The organism is Paenibacillus alvei DSM 29, from assembly GCF_000293805.1.
GTDB classification, from domain to species: domain Bacteria; phylum Bacillota; class Bacilli; order Paenibacillales; family Paenibacillaceae; genus Paenibacillus_B; species Paenibacillus_B alvei.
The window spans coordinates 40,930-63,441 of the sequence record NZ_AMBZ01000022.1 but is presented as its reverse complement, the minus strand read 5'-3'; the positions used below and the strand labels follow the sequence as shown (position 1 = coordinate 63,441).

At 36.4% G+C, this 22,512-nt stretch carries 30 protein-coding genes; 18 read left to right on the top strand and 12 right to left on the bottom strand.

Features of this window, described 5'->3' with window-relative positions:
* The first annotated feature begins 38 nt into the window (after positions 1–38).
* The 17 genes from PAV_RS30790 to PAV_RS30710 all read left to right on the top strand — a co-directional run bounded on the left by PAV_RS30790 (position 39) and on the right by PAV_RS30710 (position 14,941).
* Complete coding sequence (locus PAV_RS30790) at positions 39–830, top strand: copper amine oxidase N-terminal domain-containing protein (RefSeq protein WP_005552424.1); 792 nt, start codon at positions 39–41, stop codon at positions 828–830.
* Positions 831–914: 84 nt separating this feature from the next.
* On the top strand, positions 915–1,370 hold the full coding sequence (locus PAV_RS35110) for a hypothetical protein (protein WP_157267425.1): 456 nt from the start codon (positions 915–917) through the stop codon (positions 1,368–1,370).
* 19 nt (positions 1,371–1,389) lie between these two features.
* Entirely contained in the window at positions 1,390–2,556 is a 1,167-nt protein-coding gene (locus PAV_RS30780; protein ID WP_005552421.1) for a hypothetical protein, read from the top strand.
* A gap of 15 nt (positions 2,557–2,571) precedes the next feature.
* On the top strand, positions 2,572–3,042 hold the full coding sequence (locus PAV_RS30775) for a hypothetical protein (RefSeq protein WP_005552420.1): 471 nt from the start codon (positions 2,572–2,574) through the stop codon (positions 3,040–3,042).
* Positions 3,043–3,292: 250 nt separating this feature from the next.
* Complete coding sequence (locus PAV_RS30770) at positions 3,293–3,721, top strand: hypothetical protein (RefSeq protein ID WP_238555956.1); 429 nt, start codon at positions 3,293–3,295, stop codon at positions 3,719–3,721.
* A gap of 12 nt (positions 3,722–3,733) precedes the next feature.
* Entirely contained in the window at positions 3,734–4,852 is a 1,119-nt protein-coding gene (locus tag PAV_RS30765) for a hypothetical protein (protein WP_005552417.1), read from the top strand.
* A 41-nt stretch (positions 4,853–4,893) separates the two neighbouring features.
* Entirely contained in the window at positions 4,894–5,865 is a 972-nt protein-coding gene (locus PAV_RS30760; RefSeq protein ID WP_005552416.1) for a hypothetical protein, read from the top strand.
* Between the two features lie 38 nt (positions 5,866–5,903).
* Positions 5,904–10,574 (top strand): DNRLRE domain-containing protein, encoded by a 4,671-nt coding sequence (locus tag PAV_RS30755; protein WP_005552415.1) that lies wholly within the window; start codon positions 5,904–5,906, stop codon positions 10,572–10,574.
* Between the two features lie 195 nt (positions 10,575–10,769).
* On the top strand, positions 10,770–11,132 hold the full coding sequence (locus PAV_RS30750; protein WP_005552414.1) for a hypothetical protein: 363 nt from the start codon (positions 10,770–10,772) through the stop codon (positions 11,130–11,132).
* A 136-nt stretch (positions 11,133–11,268) separates the two neighbouring features.
* Positions 11,269–11,613, top strand: coding sequence for a hypothetical protein (locus PAV_RS30745; protein WP_005552413.1), 345 nt, complete (start codon positions 11,269–11,271; stop codon positions 11,611–11,613).
* A gap of 6 nt (positions 11,614–11,619) precedes the next feature.
* On the top strand, positions 11,620–11,907 hold the full coding sequence (locus PAV_RS30740; protein WP_040737415.1) for a hypothetical protein: 288 nt from the start codon (positions 11,620–11,622) through the stop codon (positions 11,905–11,907).
* Between the two features lie 45 nt (positions 11,908–11,952).
* Positions 11,953–12,897 carry a peptidoglycan recognition protein family protein gene (locus PAV_RS30735; RefSeq protein WP_005552411.1) on the top strand — a complete coding sequence of 315 codons (945 nt, stop codon included), beginning with the start codon at positions 11,953–11,955 and terminating at the stop codon, positions 12,895–12,897.
* 13 nt (positions 12,898–12,910) lie between these two features.
* Positions 12,911–13,132 carry a hypothetical protein gene (locus PAV_RS30730; protein ID WP_005552410.1) on the top strand — a complete coding sequence of 74 codons (222 nt, stop codon included), beginning with the start codon at positions 12,911–12,913 and terminating at the stop codon, positions 13,130–13,132.
* Between the two features lie 18 nt (positions 13,133–13,150).
* Positions 13,151–13,378: a hypothetical protein gene (locus tag PAV_RS30725; RefSeq protein WP_005552409.1), complete on the top strand. Its 228-nt coding sequence runs from the start codon at positions 13,151–13,153 to the stop codon at positions 13,376–13,378.
* 12 nt (positions 13,379–13,390) lie between these two features.
* Positions 13,391–13,639 carry a hypothetical protein gene (locus PAV_RS30720; RefSeq protein WP_005552408.1) on the top strand — a complete coding sequence of 83 codons (249 nt, stop codon included), beginning with the start codon at positions 13,391–13,393 and terminating at the stop codon, positions 13,637–13,639.
* A 95-nt stretch (positions 13,640–13,734) separates the two neighbouring features.
* On the top strand, positions 13,735–14,019 hold the full coding sequence (locus PAV_RS30715) for a hypothetical protein (RefSeq protein ID WP_005552407.1): 285 nt from the start codon (positions 13,735–13,737) through the stop codon (positions 14,017–14,019).
* Between the two features lie 226 nt (positions 14,020–14,245).
* Positions 14,246–14,941: a hypothetical protein gene (locus PAV_RS30710; protein ID WP_005552406.1), complete on the top strand. Its 696-nt coding sequence runs from the start codon at positions 14,246–14,248 to the stop codon at positions 14,939–14,941.
* A gap of 488 nt (positions 14,942–15,429) precedes the next feature.
* Here PAV_RS30710 and PAV_RS30705 read toward each other — a convergent pair whose 3' ends face one another.
* From PAV_RS30705 to PAV_RS30700, 3 genes are all read right to left on the bottom strand, one after another.
* Positions 15,430–15,753 carry a hypothetical protein gene (locus PAV_RS30705; RefSeq protein WP_005552404.1) on the bottom strand — a complete coding sequence of 108 codons (324 nt, stop codon included), beginning with the start codon at positions 15,751–15,753 and terminating at the stop codon, positions 15,430–15,432.
* A gap of 258 nt (positions 15,754–16,011) precedes the next feature.
* A complete protein-coding gene (locus tag PAV_RS34075; RefSeq protein ID WP_238555955.1) occupies positions 16,012–16,173 on the bottom strand; it encodes an aspartyl-phosphate phosphatase Spo0E family protein in 162 nt (53 codons plus the stop codon).
* A gap of 242 nt (positions 16,174–16,415) precedes the next feature.
* Complete coding sequence (locus tag PAV_RS30700) at positions 16,416–17,702, bottom strand: helix-turn-helix domain-containing protein (RefSeq protein ID WP_040737413.1); 1,287 nt, start codon at positions 17,700–17,702, stop codon at positions 16,416–16,418.
* A 290-nt stretch (positions 17,703–17,992) separates the two neighbouring features.
* Here PAV_RS30700 and PAV_RS30695 point away from each other — a divergent pair, with 290 nt between their 5' ends.
* On the top strand, positions 17,993–18,565 hold the full coding sequence (locus PAV_RS30695; RefSeq protein ID WP_005552401.1) for a hypothetical protein: 573 nt from the start codon (positions 17,993–17,995) through the stop codon (positions 18,563–18,565).
* Positions 18,566–18,649: 84 nt separating this feature from the next.
* On the opposite strand, the gene PAV_RS30690 is transcribed toward PAV_RS30695, so the two are convergent.
* The 9 genes from PAV_RS30690 to PAV_RS30650 form a co-directional block, all read right to left on the bottom strand.
* Positions 18,650–19,147 (bottom strand): hypothetical protein, encoded by a 498-nt coding sequence (locus PAV_RS30690; protein WP_005552400.1) that lies wholly within the window; start codon positions 19,145–19,147, stop codon positions 18,650–18,652.
* A gap of 83 nt (positions 19,148–19,230) precedes the next feature.
* Positions 19,231–19,668, bottom strand: a complete 438-nt coding sequence (locus PAV_RS30685) for a hypothetical protein (protein ID WP_005552399.1) — start codon at positions 19,666–19,668, stop codon at positions 19,231–19,233.
* Entirely contained in the window at positions 19,665–20,282 is a 618-nt protein-coding gene (locus PAV_RS30680; RefSeq protein ID WP_005552398.1) for a hypothetical protein, read from the bottom strand. The genes PAV_RS30685 and PAV_RS30680 overlap by 4 nt, the downstream gene beginning before the upstream one ends.
* 41 nt (positions 20,283–20,323) lie before the next feature.
* Complete coding sequence (locus tag PAV_RS30675) at positions 20,324–20,749, bottom strand: hypothetical protein (RefSeq protein WP_005552396.1); 426 nt, start codon at positions 20,747–20,749, stop codon at positions 20,324–20,326.
* Positions 20,749–21,030, bottom strand: a complete 282-nt coding sequence (locus PAV_RS30670) for a hypothetical protein (protein WP_005552394.1) — start codon at positions 21,028–21,030, stop codon at positions 20,749–20,751. The genes PAV_RS30675 and PAV_RS30670 overlap by 1 nt, the downstream gene beginning before the upstream one ends.
* A 20-nt stretch (positions 21,031–21,050) precedes the next feature.
* On the bottom strand, positions 21,051–21,242 hold the full coding sequence (locus PAV_RS30665; protein WP_005552393.1) for a hypothetical protein: 192 nt from the start codon (positions 21,240–21,242) through the stop codon (positions 21,051–21,053).
* Positions 21,243–21,381: 139 nt separating this feature from the next.
* Positions 21,382–21,963: a RusA family crossover junction endodeoxyribonuclease gene (locus tag PAV_RS30660; RefSeq protein ID WP_005552392.1), complete on the bottom strand. Its 582-nt coding sequence runs from the start codon at positions 21,961–21,963 to the stop codon at positions 21,382–21,384.
* Positions 21,964–22,035: 72 nt separating this feature from the next.
* Positions 22,036–22,305, bottom strand: a complete 270-nt coding sequence (locus tag PAV_RS30655) for a hypothetical protein (RefSeq protein WP_005552391.1) — start codon at positions 22,303–22,305, stop codon at positions 22,036–22,038.
* A gap of 1 nt (position 22,306) precedes the next feature.
* On the bottom strand, positions 22,307–22,510 hold the full coding sequence (locus PAV_RS30650; protein WP_005552390.1) for a hypothetical protein: 204 nt from the start codon (positions 22,508–22,510) through the stop codon (positions 22,307–22,309).
* Between the last annotated feature and the right edge of the window lie 2 nt (positions 22,511–22,512).

Below are 22,512 nucleotides of genomic sequence, written 5' to 3'. Positions count from 1 at the left end.
TAAAATAAGTACATGCATAACATAAGGGGGAATTGAGGATGAGAAGAAAAATACTTATTTTAGCAATAGCAACGATGTCAATTTTCGGTTCGATGACAGTTGCATCAGGTCAATCATTTGCTAAAAGCACAGATACTAAAGTAACAGTTTTTGTTGCTGGTGAAAAACTAAAGGAAATATCGGGGTTTGTAAGAGATGGAAGAACATATGTACCGTTTAGAGACATTTTCTCTGCTCTTTCTCTTGAAATCTCATATGACGCAAAAACTAAAGAAACTACTGGTAAACGTAATGATCTTACTATTAGTTTTAAGTCAGGAGAACGTTCAGTAACGATCAATGGAGTTAAGCAAACAGCCGATCCAGCGATTGTTGAGAGTGGAGTCACTTATGTTCCAGCAAATTACGTTAGTAAGCAGGGTACAGGACTAACTATTAACAAAAAGCATGCGAATGGAAGTGATCTTATTATCGAGGGAAACACTATAGGGGAAACTAGAATTAGTCCAGTTCACATTTATAAAGGTGATGGCACTCTAAAGGGAGAAAAGTTTATCCCTAATGGGAATGGTAAAATATACAACAACGATGGTAGCGTCTATGTAGAACCTTACACTAAAGATGGTAGCACAGGGTCTTTTAAAGATGGTAAACAGCAAGGATGGTTTAAGTGTTATTTAAAAGATTTAGGTTACGGAGAAAGTTATTTAATCTTCACATCGAAAAACAATGAAAACATTGGTGTTGGATATTATTACAACAGTAATGATGAGTTGTTGTATACGATGGATTACGACGATGGTGGAAAGATCACTGTCTACAAAAAGTAATTATAAATTAAAATAAGTCAAGAATACTAGACCACTAATCATGTGATTAGTGGTCTTTACTTTCTAAAGGTTGGTGAATAAGGGATGGCAGGAGTAGCATTAAATAATGCTTCAATCGCAAGAAGTACTGCTTCAAGTCATATCACTTATGATTGGAAACGGTGGGATAGTTGCCATCACACAGATTCAGATGGTGATTGTGTTGGTGGGTATGATTATTACTATGGCTACTCTACCAGTGCTGACATTGATGGCACTTGTAACGCCACTTCCAATGGAGTTTTCGTGAATGGCTCCAATCCAGTACTACAAGGAGATAGTACGAGAGAACAGGATGCTTATTCTATTCCTCATTCCGATTATTTCAACGTAAGAGGAAATCACAGTAGTGCAAATGGAAGGGTTTCAAGTGGGAATGGAAAAAATGTATTTATTGGTGGAAAGTCAGTTTCTATTAGTGGTTCAACAGTGACAACACATGCTCAGACGAGAACAACTATCAATGGGGGAAGTAGCAGTAACGTGTTTATTGGAGGATGATTTTAAGGAGGTGATATGAATGCCATACTCTAATTATGGATATTTAGATCCTATGCATATTAGATGGCGCAAGGGAACAGTAGATGATCCATTCATTCCGCTGAATGAATACTTGATGGTTATTGAGAATAAAGTTGTTCTTGCTGAAATTCCTGATAGAACTGCTAGGGTTAAGATCGCAGGGATGAAAGAAATTAACTATGATGGCTTGCCAAAGAAGAGTATCGCAGAAGATGAATTTTCTGTAATTTATTCCACAGGCATTATAGAATTTCATCCATCTAAAGAAACGTTGAATGTTAATGTCTCTTATTTTGGTAAGGGTTTGATTATGTATCCATCGAGCCGAATATACCATCAAAATGGTGATGTAGCAGAAGCGCTCTATGACATCATCGAAAAAGCAAACGAGAAGATGATTGATGTTGATGAAAAAATTTCAGACTATCAAAAGGTTCGAGACGAAATGGTCGATGCGACTCTTGCTTCAAAGAAAGCAACAGAGGATACAAATAGAGCAATTCAGATCGCAGAAGAAGCTACTAAGGATGCTATTGATGCTACTGAGAATGCAATCGATGCGTACAACTCAACGATTATGCTTTATCTCAATCCTGTGCCAACATATGATGATATCGAAAAAACATATCCAGACCCTGTTAATGGTAATAGGGTTATGGTTACATCTACTGGCGATATTTATCGATACGATGGGATTATCACAAAGGCATGGGTTTTGATTGATAATTATGCTGGTGGATCTATTCCAGTTGTAAACGATCAGATTAATGGATTGATGAGGAAAGAGGATTTCACTAAAATGCATCAGAAGCTAAACAGGAAATCTATTCTCTTTGTATTACCTCAATTTCAGCTTGGAATACAGAAACCGATAATTAAGTTCCCAATGGATGGTGAAATCGAGAAAGTCTATGCTTACTGCTCAGAAATAGGAAATTCAGTGACAACAAAGACTTTAATAGAGAAGGTAAGTAAATCAGATTTTTTAAGTGGGAACTCTTGGAGTGATTGTGCAAGCTTTGACATTGATCCCAATGCTAAAGAAAGTACAAATAATAAAATTATAAACAACAAAGTTCTCGAAGGTGATTTCTTCCGCATTAATGTAACAGATGTGGATGACACGCTAAAAGGCATCACGATCCAAATTGACATTATTATATAAAGGGAGTGTTTTATTATGGCAATACCTAAAGTTACTTGGTACGATATTACGAATACTAATCCAATTTCGAGATGGGATGTTCAGACTGTAGATGCTGGTACTGTTTCACAGCCAACTACTTTCCTCATCTGGAACAATCGCGGTGGAACAACGCCTGTACAAGACATGTTCAACTGCACAATTACAACTAAAGATGCTACTGGTGGTAACACAGGTGAATTGGTTTTGAACAAGTGGATCGAAGTTAAAGTTGACACTATGCAGGAAAATAACTTCACTGCTATCGGTGGTACTACAACAAAAGCAATCAAGGCTGGCGGTAACGCTTCTGCAAGTTATATTCATGGTGATGTTAATGATGGAAATGTAGCAACTACAGCAACACAAAGAAACTTTGCCCAAGTTACATTACATGCAAATATTCCACCAACTGCTACAGCAGGGAATGTAGACTTCTTGACTCGTGTTGCTTATCAGTATAACTAATTAACAATTGTAAAAAAGCCCAACTAATTCTGGTTGGGCTTTTTGTTGTTCACAACTTCAATACAATGGGGGAATGTAAAATGATGTATGAAATACCTAGAGTATCACCAGTAGCACAAGATTTTATTTGGGTTGCAGAATATATTGATGGAACATATCTTTCTGAGTTTGACTTTCAAACAAAAAAGAAAATAACTACTATAACATTCAGCGGAAACAGATGCTTCGCTATAGTCTAGTAGGACACAATATGAAATTAAGCTATGAGGTTTTTGGTGGCTACTTCAATGTTGCAGGAAAGATGATTGAGATTGTCTATAAGGTTGGAGATAAAGAGTATTGGATTACTGGACAGCAAAAAATGTACAACGATCTAATTAGCTATAAAGATGCAGAAGCCGCAATTAATTTGATGGGTGGAAGTGGTGGAAGCACAAGTACAATCACGCAGTTTAATTTCGGATACAAATCTGAACTTGTGATAGACGATGTGAAGTTTAATTTTAAGGCGATTTGCAAACTTCCATTCAATCAACCAGTATACATGAACTTCTGGCTCGTTGCAGATCAAGATTTAGATGGTGTATTTCAGATTCGTAAAAATGGAAGAGTTGTTGAAGAAATTAAAGCACCATTGACTGCTGATGTTGGTGGGGAAATAAATTGGATTATTCAATAGGAGGTATAGATTATGACGTTAGGCATTAATGTAATAGAAGAGTCTATAGACATTCCTATTCCGATGTATATAGATGAAAATGGAAATGAGCAGACAATTGATCTGGCAGTGAGAACAAGTGTTAATCCTATTTATCAATATGAAAATACTACAAACTCAATTAAAACTTACTTCAAAGATCATATTTGTGATTATTCTCCGATAAAGGTTGTTACTGATAAAGGATATTTTGAATGGACACCGTTTGGTGTTGGATTTCAAGATGAATATGAAAATGAACTTTGGCTTGGTAGAGTCAATGACATTGTTGCCGATGTGGTCGATGTAAATAAGGTTGTTTATAGAGATTGCGTTACTGGCATTGATGAGGAATTTGTCGTTGATTATGGAAAACTGAAACACAACACTATTCTAAATACTTTGCCAATGTACGATGATTCATTAATTGGAAAGGATATTGGTTTTGTTGTAGATGGAAAAATGGACTTCTCGTCAGAGATTTCGATGTTTGTAAACGATCAAATTCAAACAGGTGATTTTACTACGTATGGAAGTATCGTTTTTAAGAATGAGAATGATGAGACTGTTTTCACTTTGCCAGAACCAATCACATACGAGATTAATGAACATGAAAGTATAAAGTGTAGATATAAGGTGAAAAGAGATGGGAGCGTTATAAGCTTAAAGATAATCGTTCCTTACGAATGGCTAGAGAATCCAGCTAGAAATTATCCGATTGCAATTGACCCAACTTTAGAGGTTATGGCTACTAGCAACTTGATAACACGAATTAAGAGTGCAACATTTTCTCATAGTGGGGAGTATTTTGCAATAAGCACTTACAACGGAAATAAATCACAGTTGTTTAAATTAAACCATCAACTGAAAAGGATTGATGAAATGCCTATGTCGGCAAAAGGATATCCAGGAAGCAGAGCAGAATATGCAGTTTGTTTTTCACCTGATGACCAGTATTTCTTATATGGAGGATATTCTGCGTTTAATATATATAGGTTCAACAAAAAACGCAAGACTATGATATTCAAACATATACTTCTTCTGATTTTGTATCAGCGATTTCTTTTTCACCAGATGGAAAGTATGTACTTGCAGCAAATAACTATTATTTAATTTCTTACGAATTTGACTACGATAATGGGACACTAAAAAAAGTGTCTGACTTCTATGGTGGCTATCGACCTTTAAAAACAGTTGTTACAAAAAACGGTAAGTTTATTTTACACATACAATCCAATTTGACGGATTCAACCACATGGTTCAGGCTTCATACATTTACTAACGGATTAGTTGGAGCAGAAACAGCACCTGCCAACATACCATATAATTACATTATGGATTTTGCGTTAACCGAAGATGAAAAATTTGTTATATTTGCACTTCAACAAAGCCCATACCTCATTGTATGTCCGTTTGACGCTGATACAGGGGATTTTGGTGTGCCAATAGCTCAAAATTCATTAATCTTATCTCAAAATATAACCGTGAGGAATGTTTCTCTATCTAAAAAGGAAAATTTCCTTGTAGTAAATCAAACGGTTAGCAACAAAGTCGCTCCACTTTTCACCATTTATAAATTCGATAAACTTAATGGTCAAATTGAAAGTAAACATTATGAAGAACAAAAAACTAGTGTTGCTCAATGCAGAGCATTAGGGTTCAGTGATGATGGAGAGTATCTTTATTTCACATTAGACAATAGCAATGATCCCAATAATAATGCCTTGGTTATTTATAAGTTCTTTCATGACCCACATGATAATGTATATTTCAAAGACCCTCTAACAAATGATTACTACTCTGACAATAAAGGGAAAACAATACTATTGATTGACTTTGGAAATATGATTGCAGGAACAAATAGTCTTCCAAAGAAAGTTCTTCTTGAAAATAACAATGATTTTGCAGTTAAAGATATTCGGTTGATAAACGACAATAATGATCCTAACTTCAATGTAGTTTTAAGCAAAACTGAATCACCATTTGTGTCAGAAAAGGATTTGGATTTTGGAACAGTTTCCTTAAATCTAAAAGAATCTGTTGAGTTCTACATTCAAATAACCACAACCGATCAGTCGTTGGCGGGTGGAATGTTTGAGCTGACAGCGAAGTACAATGAAGCGTAATAATATAAAATCTCAATACAATGAGAGGGCGTGTGTAGATGTTTAGAATATATGAGCAGACAAAAGTTCAGATGCAAAAGGGTTACTTTAGTGACCCTTTTTTAATTGTTGATGACAAAGGCGTACTGACGATTGATAACAAGAATAAGCAGAATATAGCTTTAAATAAACCTTATACAAAGACTCTTAACTCAAAACTAACGACTGCTGATGCAGGGGATAAAATGTTTACGGATGGAATCAAGGCTTTATCAGCATTCTTTAGATATGATAATACTATGCTAGAAGATATTACTGTTGATCTTGGAAGTCCAACTATGATTGGTGGAACGAGTTGGACTGGATTTAGTCTTAGTGCTTCAAATGCTCATTATGTTGAAACCTTTGTAAGTACAGATGGTACGAACTTTGTGTCGTTAGGAGAGGTAGGGAATGGAGAAAATAGACAGGATGAGTATCTAAATACCTTTAAAGGGACGCTTGCAAGATATGTTAGATTTAGAGCAAAAAGAAATGATCCATATCCTATATCTGTATATGAAGGGGAAGTTTATCTTGGTCAGCTCTACAAAGGCTATCGTGAATCTATACATGACATCTCTAGTGCTGGTGTTTATAAAGGATCATATGCAACGTGGAATCAATTTTTGCCTTTAGGAACAAATGCATGGGTACAAACATCTATTTCTCTTGATAGCGGTTCAACTTGGGGTTCGTGGCATGATTTAGAGCTACTCGGGTCAATTGGTGGAGTTCCGATTGGAACAGATTTGTCAAATGCAAAGCTGAAAGTTAGAACATATATCGAAACCACAAATATTAATACTCCTAGATTCTCTAGCTTCAACTTATACTTTGATAACGATCACTCATTAGATGATGGTTATATTGTTATTCCAAATCAAAAGCTTACTGATATTACAATTCATCCAATAATGACATCTAATACAACTCCTTCTCCATATGTATTAACAGCTAGTGGAAGTGTTAATGAAACAAATAATCCTATTTACTATGCGTTTGATGGAGATGCTACAAATGTAAATACTACTGCATGGAGAGTACAAGGTCATGGCTCGTGGGTTAAGATAGACTTAGGAGAAGATAATAATAAGCCAATCGCAGGGTATGAGTATTATAGAGGTGGTATATATTATCCTATTGATGCATCTTTGGAAGGCAGTACAGATGATATAAATTGGGTAACTCTCAGCAGAGAACCTAATATGGGCAATATTACAAAGTTCTCAAAAAGATTAGATTTAGAAACGAATAAATTGCCGTACAGATATTATAAATTGGTGTTTAATAGCTATAACACTCCTTACGGTGATAGTATGTATGAAATTCGTTTTCTACTTGCTGGTGAAGGATATGGGTATCAAGTTGCAGGTTCTATAAACGTTCGATCTAACAGCGATATTAGATCATCTATGACTATTCGAAGTGAAAACAATATTCTCCTTAATCCTACAGGATATACTAACATTGATGTTACACCAAACATGTCTTCGTCAAAAAACGGAAATTATGAAGTGACGTCTAATTTTGGGGATAATGTTGGCTACGAAGCATATAAGGCGTTTGATGGTTCTTCTTCAAAATATAACTATATTTGGCGAGAGGTAATTGGAGCAATATATACTGTTCCAGAACTTCAACCATGGATCACATTTAACTTTGGTGACAATAATGGAAAGATCATCAACAAATATGCAATATTCAATCTTGAAACTTCAAATTCTAATTATAACTCATCAATGCCAAAATCGTGGTCGCTCCATGCAAGTAACAATGGTTACGATTGGAAACTGCTTGATGAGAGAATTAATGAACCAAGTTGGAGTGATGGACAAAAGAGAAGCTATGAGTTTATAAACTTAAATAGATATACTAAGTATAGACTTACATTCCATAGCGGATATAATCCTACTAATTTCAATATAGCAGAGATAGAATACTATGAAAACGCTCCACATATGGCATCTCAGTTGCGGTCTAGTATTATAATACCACAAAGAAAAGATATTTCAGGTAGCATAAACATTCGTGGAGCCACATTTATAATCTTTGATGACAACTACAATGTTGAAATACCTAAAATGACAGCAGACAATGCTCCTGCTCCGTATGTCGCAAAGGCATCATCGGTTTACTCTTATTCGTATCCTGCATGGAAAGCTTTTGACAAAATTGTTGATGTTGTTAATGATTGCTGGATATCTACAGGGAAAAATAATGAGTGGTTACAGATCGATTATGGCTCTGGAAATGAGAAATTTGTGTCATCGTATGCAATTACACATTCTAAATTTCCTAGCAACACACAGAATGCACCCAAGAAATTCAATTTGCTTGCTAGTAATGATGAGATAAACTGGTACTTGTTTGACAGCCGAGAGAATGAAGTTGGTTGGACAGCATATGAGCGAAGATCTTATAAAGTTGATAAGGGAAGTATAACTGAAAAATTTAGGTTCTATAGGCTACATATTATTGAAGGAGAAGCCGATAGAATGCTTACAGTAAATCAGTTGGAACTATTTGGCCCGACAACAGTATATGGATCACAAATCGAAACTAAGGTTTATGTTAAACATCGAAGTAATTTAACGAGTAACATTAACGTAAAGGGTACAAGTGTAATTATTATTAAAGATAACTTTACAGATATACCAGCAATGACTTCTAATAATACGCCAGCACCTTACGTTATATCTGCATCATCTTTTAGTAGTACTAACTATGCGTGGAGAGCATTCAATAAATCCACTTCGGGCTATTGGCAGACCTCTACTGGAAAAACATCAGGAGAATGGATACAAATAGATTATGGAGTAGGGAATGAAAAGTATATTTCTTCGTATAAAATTTCTGCATTTACAAATAACGGAGTTATTAAATCTTTCAGATTACTTGCTAGTAATGATGAAGTTAATTGGATTGAAATTGACAAGAGAACAAATGAACCTTCGTGGGGAACAGACGAAGTTAGAAGTTATACAATACTAGGGAATCCTGCCGAAAAGTTTAGATATTATAGATTGGTAGTTCTGGAAAGTTATTTTAATTTCGTTAACATTGGTCAACTTGAATTGATAGGTGTCCAAGAAGTGTACGGATCACAGCTTTATTCATCTTTATATATTAAAGATAGAATTGATTTATCATCTAATCTATATGTAAATCTGTACAACCGCGCCCAAGGACGAGTGAACATTACGCCAGTAGCATATTCTTCAATACCATCTAGTGTAGTCGTTAAAGTTACATCAGAGTTGGTTTCCACAATCAAAATTCCGTTCTACAATAGAGCGCAAGGTATAGTGGATGTAATACCTCCACCAAGAACAGTTGTAGGATTTAATCCTATTCAAGATGCATTCGTTCGCGAAGGAGCGCCAACATTTAACTACGGTGTTGAACAGTCGATGCTTGTTGGTTATTCAACTGTATTCAATGAGTTATATCGTTCGTTGGTGCAATTCGATATTAGCGCTCTTCCAAAAGATCAAATAATTACTAAGGCTAAAATGAAGTTGTATAATAGCATAGCCAAAACAGATAATTATAGAGTTGGTGCTTTTAAGAATAAGTTTGACTGGAATGAAACAAGTGTCACATGGAAAAACCATGAGGAAACATTCGACTTGGTGACAACGAGTTCAATAGGTCAGACTGTAGGATATGTTGAGTTTGACATCATAGATATTGTGAATGAATGGTATCTTGATCCAAGTGTAAATAAAGGACTGCTTTTGAAGTTCATTGACGAACATGAACATGAGAACTTACAATTCTACGCTAGAGAAGCAAGTATTAGCAATGTAAGACCAGTATTAGAAATTGAATACTACAATCCTGTGAATAGTAGCTTTGGTCACAGTAACATGCCTTCAAACACATTCGTTCTTTATAGAAGTGATTTAAAGTCGAGTTTGAAAGTTCCGTTCTACAACATTGACAAAAGCCTACCATCAAACATCAAGATTAAGGACAAAGATTCGATTTGGGGAAGTTTGTTCATTAATCAGGGAGACGTATTCTGTAGTGTGATTGTAACTCAAACAGATGATGACGATCTTAAATCGAACGTCACAGTAAGAAGATCAGACATTAATGAAATCGATGGTTCGATGTTTGTTGGTGTTCCAGACCTTATTTCGAGCGTATACGTTCTGAATAGAGAAGATGTTCCATCTAACATTATTGTCATACAATTAGACGACAGTGAGGTAGAAGGTAGCATTAGCGTATCTAAGCCTGACATGCCAAGTAGTGTCTTTGTTTTGCATAGACATGATCTATATTCGACGTTCGTGGTCAGAGGATACAGAGAAGATGAAATTGGCGGTAGTCTATCCGTCAGCAATGATACTCTACATTGTAGTTTAAGTGTCGTATTCTCTAGTTCAGTAGACTCAAATATTAACGTAAGGGGAAATGACCACATTCAGATCAAATCCAAAATTATTGTTCCACATCGAAATGATTTACAGTCCAAGGTATTTGTTATTGGTGCGAGTGCGATTGAGGGTAGTATTAACATCTTGTCTGGTTACTTGAAATGTAGTCTCTCTATTCCATATGGAGAGTTTAAAGAGATCAAATCAAGTATGAATGTACGAGTATGGTGGGCAAGCGATATGCCGACAACGCTTACAATCAGAATGCCAGTTGATGACGAAGGTTATGCCTTCATAATGTAAAAGATAGCCCTATAGCTCATAGCTGTAGGGCTATATAATTTTCATTAAGAACTCTAAATTGAATCTGGATTTTATTCAGAATGATAGGATGAAAAATGCAGTAAAACATTGATGGTGAAAAAATGAGAATATTCACCCTCAATAACACTTTCTATAGTGACTCCCCCAATTATGACGAAGAAAGAGGTTGATAATATGAAACTGGTTATTGATAAGAAGTTGGCAAGCAACAATTATGAGGTTGCTATTTCTATCGCTGACGTACAGGATGTAGAAACAGAATTGTTCTCCGACTTCGGAAAATTGTCCATCAATATCGGTGGCGAATTGAAGAAGAAGGGTGGCACTACGGCAGAAGCAACTATTGGTGATGCGTTCAAGTATTTGCCAACTGATTTCCCAATTACTCGCGTATTTACGCAAGCGCAGTATGGTGCGAAAGCAGAAGATGTAGCGAATGCCTTCTCCGACACAGTTCAAGAACGCATCGAGACAGCTATCACCGCTCTCAAAGCGAAGAGTGATGGCTTCACAGGCTCTACAGAAGTAGTTCTGTAATACCATAAGGGAATGTCTAAAAGACATTCCCTTATTTTTTGTAAGTTGTCGATTTATCGAACTTGGATAACTCTCATCACTTTATATAAAGAGAGGGAGTGACACTATTTTTCTTGTAGAAAAGGGGTGATTCCCGATGACACCAGAGGTTATGCAAATTGTCGTTCCTGCAATAACTGCAATTATAGGATCTCTTGGCACGCTATGGGCGACAAAGAATACCAACAGAAAAGACATAACTATGAGCGACAGAAAAGCATTATCAGAAGATGAAAAGATTTTTAGGCAGGAGCTAAGGGAGATAATCACTGAATACAAAACAGACCTCGAAGGAGCAAGAGAGGAAATCAGGACTTTGAGCGAAGAAGTGGCGCAACTTCATAAAATCAATCTGGAATTGACATTGGAGAACAAGCGTCTACAAGTTAAGGTTGACGATTTGCGTACAGAACTTCAATTGTTTAGGGATAGGGATGGGTGATGGGTGATGAAGTGGGTAAAGGATGGATTGTCGTTTGATGAAACAAAAATCTCAGCAATCATCGTCTCTTTCTTCATTACGTTAGGTGTTGCTTTGTATCAAGCAATCGCAGTTGGTGATATTTCTGGAAATATGCTTATGTTACTCACTTATGAATTGGGAGCATTTACAGGCATGAAGGTAGTTGAGCAAATTACCACGTACAAGCGTGAAGGCGAGGACGATGACCCGAATGTACCACAGTTAGATGATGAACACAAGCAAGAAGACAGGCGAGAACCAAGGCTTCCGTAAGTATTTTTCGGAAGCCAAAGAAAGTATATTAAAGGAGGTAATGGTATGTCATTCAAGATGAAATACGATATCAAGAAGCAGTACCTTACACCCAATTCTAAAAGGCGCTCTGGTATTAAGATGCCATACGTTGGGTTTATTGTGTCTCACGACACAGGGAACGATGGAAGTACAGCCAAAGGAAATGTAGGATACTACGAAAATTCTCGTAATGAAATATCTGCTTCGGCACATACGTTCATTGACCACAATGATATTATCGAATGCATTCCTGCAACCACAGGCGCACCAGAGAAGGCTTGGCATGTATTGTACAACGTACCTACAGATAACAAGCTGTTTGGTGCAGATGCAAATGATGTTGCTATTGGTGTTGAGCTTTGCTATTCAAACAAAAAAGGTAGTATCAATAATAAAGAAGCATACAAGCGTTATGTTTGGTATCATGCGTATCTCTGCTACAAGTTTAATATTGACCCTCGCAAGAAAATTGTTGGTCATGATGAACTTGACCCTGATCGTAAGGTAGACCCATTCAAGAATGCGTTGAAGATCATGGGTATCAGTAAGGCGCAGTTCATTCAAGATGTTGTTAATGAATTGGCAGATTGCCAAGCTACAGAACCGCCTAAACCACTTTACGCTGTATATCAGGGCAATAAGTATCTTAAAGACTTCATAGCGTATGCTGATGCTGTTAAATACGCTGAACAGTGGACTGATGCTAATATTCGTAAGATTAGTGATGGTAGTTGGGTTTGGTCAAATATTGAAAAGAAAGATGAGGATGATGAGCCTATGAAAATGGAAACATGGCAGAAAAATGAAATCATTAATGGTGTACGCAAGTACAACAAAGTCATTGGTACTAATGGCGAACCAGTCATCAATAGTCCAGAAGTTTGGGTGAAGAAAGTTGAATCTGGTACGCTCACCGCTGGCGAATTGGCTAGTTTAACGTTCACTATCATGAGTAGAACACAGAAATAAAGGAGGGCTTATAATGGCAGAGAAAGTACAGAACAGACGTAAAGGTTCTATTGAGGTGGAACCTAAAGTAGTTGTTGAGGAAAAATCGAAGCCGATTATGTTTGGCATCGCCACTACAAACCTTGAAGCAATTGAAAAAGGCGAGAAGGTTGGCATTCTCGAAGACAAAGGTGATGAATGGCTTACAGAAAAAGGTCTTGTGTCTAAGCTATTCTTGCTATTGCAGAAAATCTAATAAGGTAGGTGAACGTCAATGGAAGTAGTAGTTCGTTATTCCGACTTTTCGGAAGTAATCAAAGAGGTTCAGATTCCTATTGACGCAGATAGACGCAACCTCATCGTCGTTGACCCTGATACTAATACTATCAAGCTAGAAAGCGTCGATGAGTCTGTAGCGTTCTCTATTGCTCATACGATGAGCAAATCTGATTTGCGTGACTATGTTCAATTGTTGCAGAAAATCCTCGTACAAATGAAATAAGGAGATGATACCATGGAATACGTAATCGCTTTACTGGTTGTCGCTCTAATCGTTATTCTTTATTTTAAACAACCGAACAAGGTTTATGACGTTGTGATCAGTTCCTTGATTGAGACGCTTCGGAACAAGGAAGGAGAGATTGTTTACGGTCTGTATAACAAGCTTCCTGACAACATAAAAAACAAGGTAGATTCTAAAACTATTGCTGAAATTGTAGGATTCACTATTGGTATTGTAGAAGACATTTTCGGACGAAAATAACACAACGACTATAAGCACCTTCTTATTGAGAAGGTGCTTATTTTTTTGTCGTGTGGTATAATTAAGAAAAACACGTACAAGAGAGGTAATATCACATGCATCTACACTTTGATCGCCAAGGAAATCCTTTGGAATTTGAGAAATGGGCAAATCTACTCGAAGATGATAATTATCGTGTCGTAGAACAGACTACTTTAGAGGATAAAACTCTTGTCTCAACAATTTGGACGGGGATAGATAATAGCATAAATAATTCTAAACAGGTTTTTGAGACTGTAATCTTCCCTCCTGACGGCTCCACTGAAATGGTTGGACGTTGGAGTTCAGAAGAGGAAGCATGCGTCATGCATAATCAAACCTTGCTTAAACTTAAAGAATAGATAGATGTTATAAAAAATTTGGATGCCCCGATAAGGCATCTTTTTATTTTTTAGATATAATAAAGAACTAAAAAGAATTACATAAAACGACAATTTGACTACATAGTTCTAAAAAATATTTTTTATAGCATCAATTTTCGACAGACAGGTATTTTGGCATATGGTAAATTAAGATCAACATTTAGGGTATTTCCTAAATGTATCAAATTATAGGAGGAATTAGAAGATGAAAAAAGTATCTATTGCATCTTTGACTTTACTTCTTAGTTGCAGCTTGTTCATGTCGGCAGTATCCGCAAGCCCAAAGCCAGTTGAATCACCTGATCAGAGAGTCGTAACACAGTCACCAGTAACAGTACGTGATATTGTTCCGACAGAGTATTTTGCGAAATATGCAGGGAAGTTTAGCACGTATGCAGAAGTTGAGCAAGCAACAGGATTTACAAGAGGCGGGGAGCCACAATTGCTTTCAGACGTAGGCACAAACTCTATTAAAATCAATTCGGTTGATGAATACGCCGCCCTACTTAACTATTTCAGCGAGTTTTCCACACATAACACTTCCATGCAAGTACAAAATACAACAACAATCGAGATTCTGGCAGATGGGGAATACACAAAGACAGATGAGTCGAAATTTTACGACTGGGGAGTCTGGTGGATGAAAGCCTTTGTCATCGCTAAGTATGATAAAAACGATAAAGTAATCGGCACTCCAACCACGGACAGTGGATTGTATGGGTTTCATCCAATGAACACATACAAACACAGCAGTAATAAATCGACAGTTCAAATCAACAGCAAGAAAACTGGTGGAAGTGCTCAAATCAAAGGTGACCTGACTGTAAGGATTGAAGTTGGAGGAGTCGGAGACATTTTAACAAAAGAAATCGAACACGACATGTTTTGGGGTACAAATTAGCTAGTTGTTGTTAATTATTGGTCATTAATGTAAAATAAATAACGGACAACTCATAATGTTGTCCGTTATTTAATATATTTAATGTAGGAGGTGGTATTTATGGATCAGGACACTAAGAAAATTTTGAAATTTATTCTTAGAACCGTTGCAGTTCTTTTAATTCTTGTCATCTTCTTAATTGTTTTTGGCGTAGTCCAGTTCTTCATCTTGACCTCATAACATGATTTTAGTATAGTTGGCTGACATAAGGATGGAAAATCCAAATTTATTTCCCTTATTCAGAATAAGGGTTTTTTTATTAAAAAGCGCAACTTTGTGTCGATTAACGCATGATAGGAGACTTAAAGTCAAAGATAGTCAAGGTCAAAGACATTAGTACAAAACACGACTTTGATGAAATAGTCTATATGTAAAAAATACATATATAATGGTATTCACCGCGTACAGCCTCACCAAATCATGATAAGGCTGTACGTATTGTTGATGATTTATCTTAATCCTTCTATGTAGAACATATCTACTTCTTTTTTGAAAAAGTTATCGAAGATACCTTTAAGTTTTTTGATATCTTTGTTCTCATATATTTGAGGAATTTTTTCCTCAAATTTTAGCATATAAATTTCACCCTTTGGCTTACTAAGCCCAAAACCTTTTTTAATTCTAAACGATCCATAACCATCTGACATTTCAAAGAAGATTAATTCACCTTCACTTAGCAGTGTATCAAACTGTGCGCCATATTCTACTTTTTTGACATCTGGCTTATTTTTTAATGCATCAAATTCTTCTTTGTTAGTAATTTTAAATGCCATTTGTATAATCCCCTTTTTCAACTTTAGAAATAGCATGGTATTTATATTATATCATATGTCTTGGTATCCTGTAGAGAACAGCCCGACTAATAGGCTGTTTTCTATCAATATAAACAAAAACAATCCCAACCTCGGCCAGTCGGAATTACTTAAATACACGTATGTTATCTGTGCCGGCACAACCCTAACGTTCGTAATTAAAGAGAGATTAGAGCTGTGCCAGGAAGACGTTCGTTCGGATATTGTTAGTAACAAGTGTTAACTTCTTGATCGTTTCTTCTGCATTTCTAGTATTAATTCATCCAGTTGTCGGCTAATTTCAACTACTTCTTCGTCTATAAAGCCACCTTTAATCTGAACAATTTCTTTAAGTTTCTTCCTTAGTTCAATAATTCTATTCTCTAAAGAGTCTATAATCACTCACCTCGCGTACACTATCTCTTCTTTCTGAGTATAATGCACGTTCTAGTAAGATATGTGAAAATATTACACTTCAACACATTGTCGAAAAATGAAAAAGAGTAACACCATATTGGGTGCTACTCTCTTCACTGCCTAAAACGGATGAACACTTCCAGAGCCACCAGTAAACTGGACTACTGCTTCGGAAACAAGAACCGCAACCAGAAGGGTGTTAAAAACCAATTTACTAAATTTGTTTTTCATGACAATCCCTCCAATTTAGAGCTTCGCTGATAGTAATCCCTTAATTTATCAAGTGTAGACTGAGGTGAAACGTTATTCATAAAATGGAGATGCATTGCGGTATTCAAAGCTTCTTTTTCCTTTGACGCATCATCTATTTTGGAGTACCATAAGGCACATTCTACCATGTGTTCAATACTTTTGTCTACGTCGCCCACAGTCTTATAATACTCTGCCTTGATCCAAAGATAATCAGCATATGTAGCACAAACTAATGCATTTCTTTTGTCTACGAGAGATGCTGTTGCCCTTTCATTTTCCAGAATAGCTTTTGCTCCTTCAATATTATTCTGCTGTAAGTACAATTGAAGTAATTGTTTAGATGCAGGAATAATTGAGTCATTGCTGCACGTCTGTAAAAAAGATAACAGTAGCTCCTCTGCTTTTGCCGTTTCTCCCTTTCTAACCATGTAAAACGCATCCATAAGAACGACATTTTCTTTTGTATGCGGATAAGAAAAGTCTTTATATTGCAGTAGGTACAGTTCTGATTCAGTGTATGCTCCAATGCTGAAATACGCATCGATAAGGACGCCAAGTGCATCTGCTTTGAAATGACTATCTCCGTTTTTCAATACTTTCTTACAGTAATCAATGCATTCATTGTGATAATTTAGAGTATATGCATGAATAGCTAACTTGTAATATAGACATACTCGCTCTTCGGACGATAAGAAATCAACATATTGGAGAACGTATTTCCCATTTTGATAGGTTTCTTTTAACTTGGAAAAGTCGTACCGCTCAATTAGGTATCGTTGATACAATCCTTTTGCAATATAGGGCATGATCCCATGTGATCGTGAATAGTCAATGATGAGGTTATACAGTGATAATTTAATGGAGGTGTCTTCTAAGGAGTTGATATAGTGATATAGCTTTTCGGTTAAATCTAAGCTGTCTTCATTCGGAGCGTTGAGGTATTTTGTGGCTACTTTCTTGATTAGTTCAGTACTACTGCCTTCTGCAATCGTTGTTTGGAGCATATTAAACAATGTCTCAGCCTTTTTCTCGATCTCGACGTAATAATTAACCAACGTTTCAAAATGGATCTCCAATGCCGTTGCTAACGAATGTACACACGAAAACTCAGGGCGCTTTACTTCGTCATTTTCGATTCTTGATATTATCCCTCTAGAGACACCTGACAATTCTGATAATTGAGTGATCGTCATATTTAATGAGCGCCTTGTGTCTTGGACTAGCTCTCCAATTGTTTTAATGATTGTTGCATCCAATACCATCCCTCCTTCTAACATTCACCACCTATATTTTACCATGTTGTGAAGGGCATGTAAATTGTTGTTGAATAATACGATGTAAATAAATTAATATAAATACTACTTTTGCAAATTCAAAGAAGTACTTATTTACCGTATTCAAATGAGAAAAAATAAAATTGTTAATGTAGGAAATTATTATGATAAAAATCTTGACAAGCATCGGTTCTGAATATTATGATTTAGTAGGGAACTACATATAGGTAGTGAAACTAATAAGACATACAATATATTGACAAAGGTGGTCATTTAAAATGTTGAAGAAGATGATGGAAAAAGAAGATCTGACCGAAAAGCTATCGGGAATCAGAAAGAAGAGTTATGCAGTTATTGATAAGAAAGTTTCGGAACGACGAAATGAAGCTGCTGTCGAATTTGAGAGATTCTTTAAAGAGCTTGGTTTCAATGTGACCTCTTCTTCATATGTTGAGAATAATGATGGAAACTCATATACAAATGTAAAACATATGTCATCATACAAAAATCTACAATTCACTCTTGATGTACCAGATGCCAAACTAAATTTCATGGGGTGCTTCACGGTATTTGGGCTATTTGACGAAGCAAATCGCAAAAAAGTTAATATAATGTTGCGTGAAAGTGGCGCACGATTGATTGGTGGTGTATCCTGTTATTCATCGTCTGAGGATGAGGTTGCAAAAGTTGAAAGAGAAATTAACGAGCTGAAAAATAGTATTGAAAAGGAAAGCAAACGATTGGAGATCATTGATAATGTAAGCGTGATTTACTGTGTACAGAATGAGCGAGGCGATTTAGAAGAATACAATTCATTTTCGGCTGTACTAGATAAGATAATAAACAAATAAGTAATAAAAGGAGTAATTACTGTTTGGTGGTTACTCCTTTTATATTTGACCATGTTATTTATGGGTGTGTAAATTGAGAATGATTTAATCGCCAAACAATTCCTTCAACGATTTAACGATCACTCCTGCGCCGAACGAATCTTTTCGCTTTATGCCGTAACTCTTAATAGCTCCATACAATCTTGAACGTTCATCATCTGGGATAGTTATGATAACTGGTTGCTGTGGGAGGTCACCATGAATTGCGGCGTACTCAACAGCTTCATAGGCATCCATCCGCTTTGAGGAAACAGTCTCAATATCATAAACGCAAGATAATAACCGTGTAGTTGTCCCAATTGGCAGTGACGTATAGTACAGAATCTCTGGTGCTTCTCTCAAAGCAATCGTTGTCCAGTCTCGAATATCTTTGATTTCGAATACTTCCTCTGTCGTATCGTCAAATCCTGAGAAGGTTATTTCTACGCATTGACTTGGAGCTTTTATTTTTTCTAACTGAGATATGTAGTGCGTGATAGTTCCAATATCTTTGCTTTCAACTTCTGACCTTGGTATTTGGATTACATACAGGTTGTTATTCATATTTATTCATCCTCTTTACTCAATGATTGGACAGTCATTATAAAGTTTTAAGCAAATATCAAATAATTTTAAAATATTTAAAATTATTTATGACGAAGCATGTTGACATCAGCAAATTTAACGGTGTTGTAATTGTCTTTATGTATAATTTCATCAACAACAAATGTCTCATTTGGTTTAAGACCAACTTTAGGAAGACCTACATACTGTGTGTCGAGGATAGCCATATTTTCATCATACACAACTAATGCAATATGACCTTCAAGATCGTAACTGGAATGGTTAGTAATTTTAGCAGTAGCTCTATCGCTTTTGTTTAGTTCGCGCTTGATTTCAAATTCCTCATATCCAAGCCATTCAAACAGGTCTTGACTGCTCTCATCCTTTTTGCTAAGAAGACTTCTCGTTTCACTTTTAGAATCAAGAGTCTGTCCAGTAGACGATTCTTCCTTACCGCAAGCAGGAAAAATCAAGAGAAGCGAAAGTGCAGAAGCTATAATAAGTATTTTCTTTTTCTTCATAAGATATCTTCCTGTGGTTTGTATTGGTTTGGTGTCTTAATTTCCTGTAAATCAAAAGTCTCTCCCATCTCTCCCACTTTAGTCGCTCTATCCCAAAGTGATTGAAGAGAGTATCTGCTCAAACGGTTTATCCACTCATTGAATTTATCGGAGAATCCAACGTCAAGCACAGCTCTACCCCAAGCTTCTCGACAAATTTGAATCATCTTCAAAGGAAGATTACATTGACGAATCGCTTTAAGTTCACCGTTGTTACTTTCTATTAGGAAGATAGTAAGGATATTGTTTGTGTCAACAAGCTGGAACGCTCTGTGATCGCCATATAATGTAGGGTCGAAGTTGATGTCGAATATCATAGACCTTCCGAATTTGATGATTGGCAAAACCATACCTCCATCACCCTGTAAAACCCTCACTGAAATCTTCTCATTACGAAATGTATGCTTGTCCATAAAGTCAATATTGGTTAGATGTATGCAAAAGTAGTATCCTTGGTTGAAATCAATGGCTTCAAAAAACGCTCCATCTATTCCTTTCATCTTTTCAAGACTTTCTGAGAAAAGAGGAAACTTCTTACCAACCCTTATGTCTACAAATTCTATTTCTTGGTTCATCTTAATCCCCTTTGTTTAGCAACCTGTTGCATACAAGTAGTCTACCCAACTTCGAGTTCGTTATCTCCAACAATAATGTCATCGCCAAGAACCTTGTTCACAGTATCTACAAGTGTCTGATGTTCCAGTTGAAGATTTCTGTATTTACGTTTAAGAGTGTCGTGTTCTTTTTGCAGAGCTTCAAATTTATCCTTATACAGATCAACCTTTTCGGCATTTCTATCTTTCTCTCTACTAAGAGCTTTAAGTTTAAGAATTACTTTTTCACTATCAGAAAGGGTGCTAACGTCACCATTCTTTAAAGATTTTGACAGTCTCTTATAGCGTCCATAAACTGAATCCACTTTGCGATTCATTTCATCTGCTATCTTCATGAAGGCAATTTTAAGCGGAGTACCTTCTTGTTCTGCTTCTCGTCCCACACTTAAAATTATAACATCTTCTTCTTTATTGTAGAATTGAGCCATTAATAACTCCCCTTCTTCTTGACTTTTGTTTTACGTTCTGGAACCCATATCTTTGGCTGTTCAATGACTTGAATTTCTCTTAGGTCAACACCATGGAAACTCAAACCTTTCAAGAAGCGATTTTTACCTCGCAGAGACTTACGTAATTCGGTGTAAGTTCCACCGCTTTTGGAGGATTGCCACATTATTATAAACACCTTGTCTTGATGAACAGGCGAACCGTAATTTTCGTCTTCTTCTGTCTCTTCTGCTAGTATTCGCATAATTTCGGATTCCTTCATGTGACTCTTCCATACCTCCTTTAAGCTTGTCTTTCTCTCATCTTCTGGCTATTCCTGTCTCTTGACATCTTTTCGTTAATAGCGTCAAGAATGTATTGATGTTTAGAAGGCGAATCGGTGTAGAAGACCAGTGCATCTATTTCCTTTGAAAAATTATATTCTAATCTTAGAGGAAATGTTTTAATATCTTTCTTCACGGTTTTTGCCATCATTGACAGGTTCACCTCTATTCTCGAAAGATTATATATAGTTATCATAGTTACTATAGTAACTAGATTATACCTTTGGTTTAATTGCTTGTCAAACCAAAACATAGTAATAAAGGACTACCAGTGACGGTAGTCCTAATCCTTATTTCTTTTCCTTAAACGCCGCACAGATTGGGCTGTAGATGCTTCCGATTTCTTCGCGAACTGTTCCTGCTATGGAGTCCTTCAATATTGAACAGCTACCCTTTCGATACTTAGAACACCCTTCACAAATGTTTTGGAATCGTTCAAGCACATCTTGATTCTCAAAGATTCCAATGAAGGCAACAGGCTTGATTGTAACCTCGATACGAGGATTCTTTGAGTCATATACGATACGCTGAGTACGCACAAGCACCCTAGAGTCGTTGTCGTAAGTGATCCCTTCAAGCGAATCGTTAAGTAATTTGTAGATATTGTTGTCGTCACTTCCCCGACGAGCAAAGTAGATCGTTGTGTCTTGATAAACGAAGTTTTCCTTCGTCCATTCATAATCCCAATCAGGCTGTTCGTTAAGCTGTACCCTTGCTCTACCTTGAATTTGAGCCTTTACATTGCGACCATCTTTAGAAAGGATTCTTCGACCAGATGGTACGCGCTGTTTTAATCGCGCATCCCATTGATATTCATTAATGTAAAGCTTATTGATTGATGTTGGTACAGGCAATTCAAGTTTCAGTTCCATTTATAACCACTCCTAGTTTTCATTTGGCTATGTAGGAGTGTAAGAAGCCAAGAAAATACTAGGAGGTAAAACCTAATTCAATTTGAGTCCAGCGGTTCCAATCAGGTAAGCTTTCTGATTGTCGTTTTGAATCAAGGCAATTGGAGCATTTGAATCAAAATGTCTTACTACAGCAAGAACAATGAATGCCTCATGTTTTTCAGGCACTTTGTTATATGCATGTGTAATACCTTTGACTCCACTTTTACTCACTGCGTGATTGAACAATTCTGTGAATTGTGTGTAAGTCTCCCCTGTGTCAACCACTGCAACAATACTCCCTTGCTCGATATGTTCTCCCATTCTATATCTCCTCCAATGTATATCTTTTTTCGACTCTAGCATAATTAGCTTTTACTACTTCGGTTAAGCCTTGGTAGTTTTCATAATATTTCATGGCTTTGTGAATCTCTTCCGTACTAGGATAGTGATGATAGCCTTCATGCTGTACGTCCAATTGACGATTCCCACATGAAACATTTACGATGACAACGAAATACTCTCTCATTT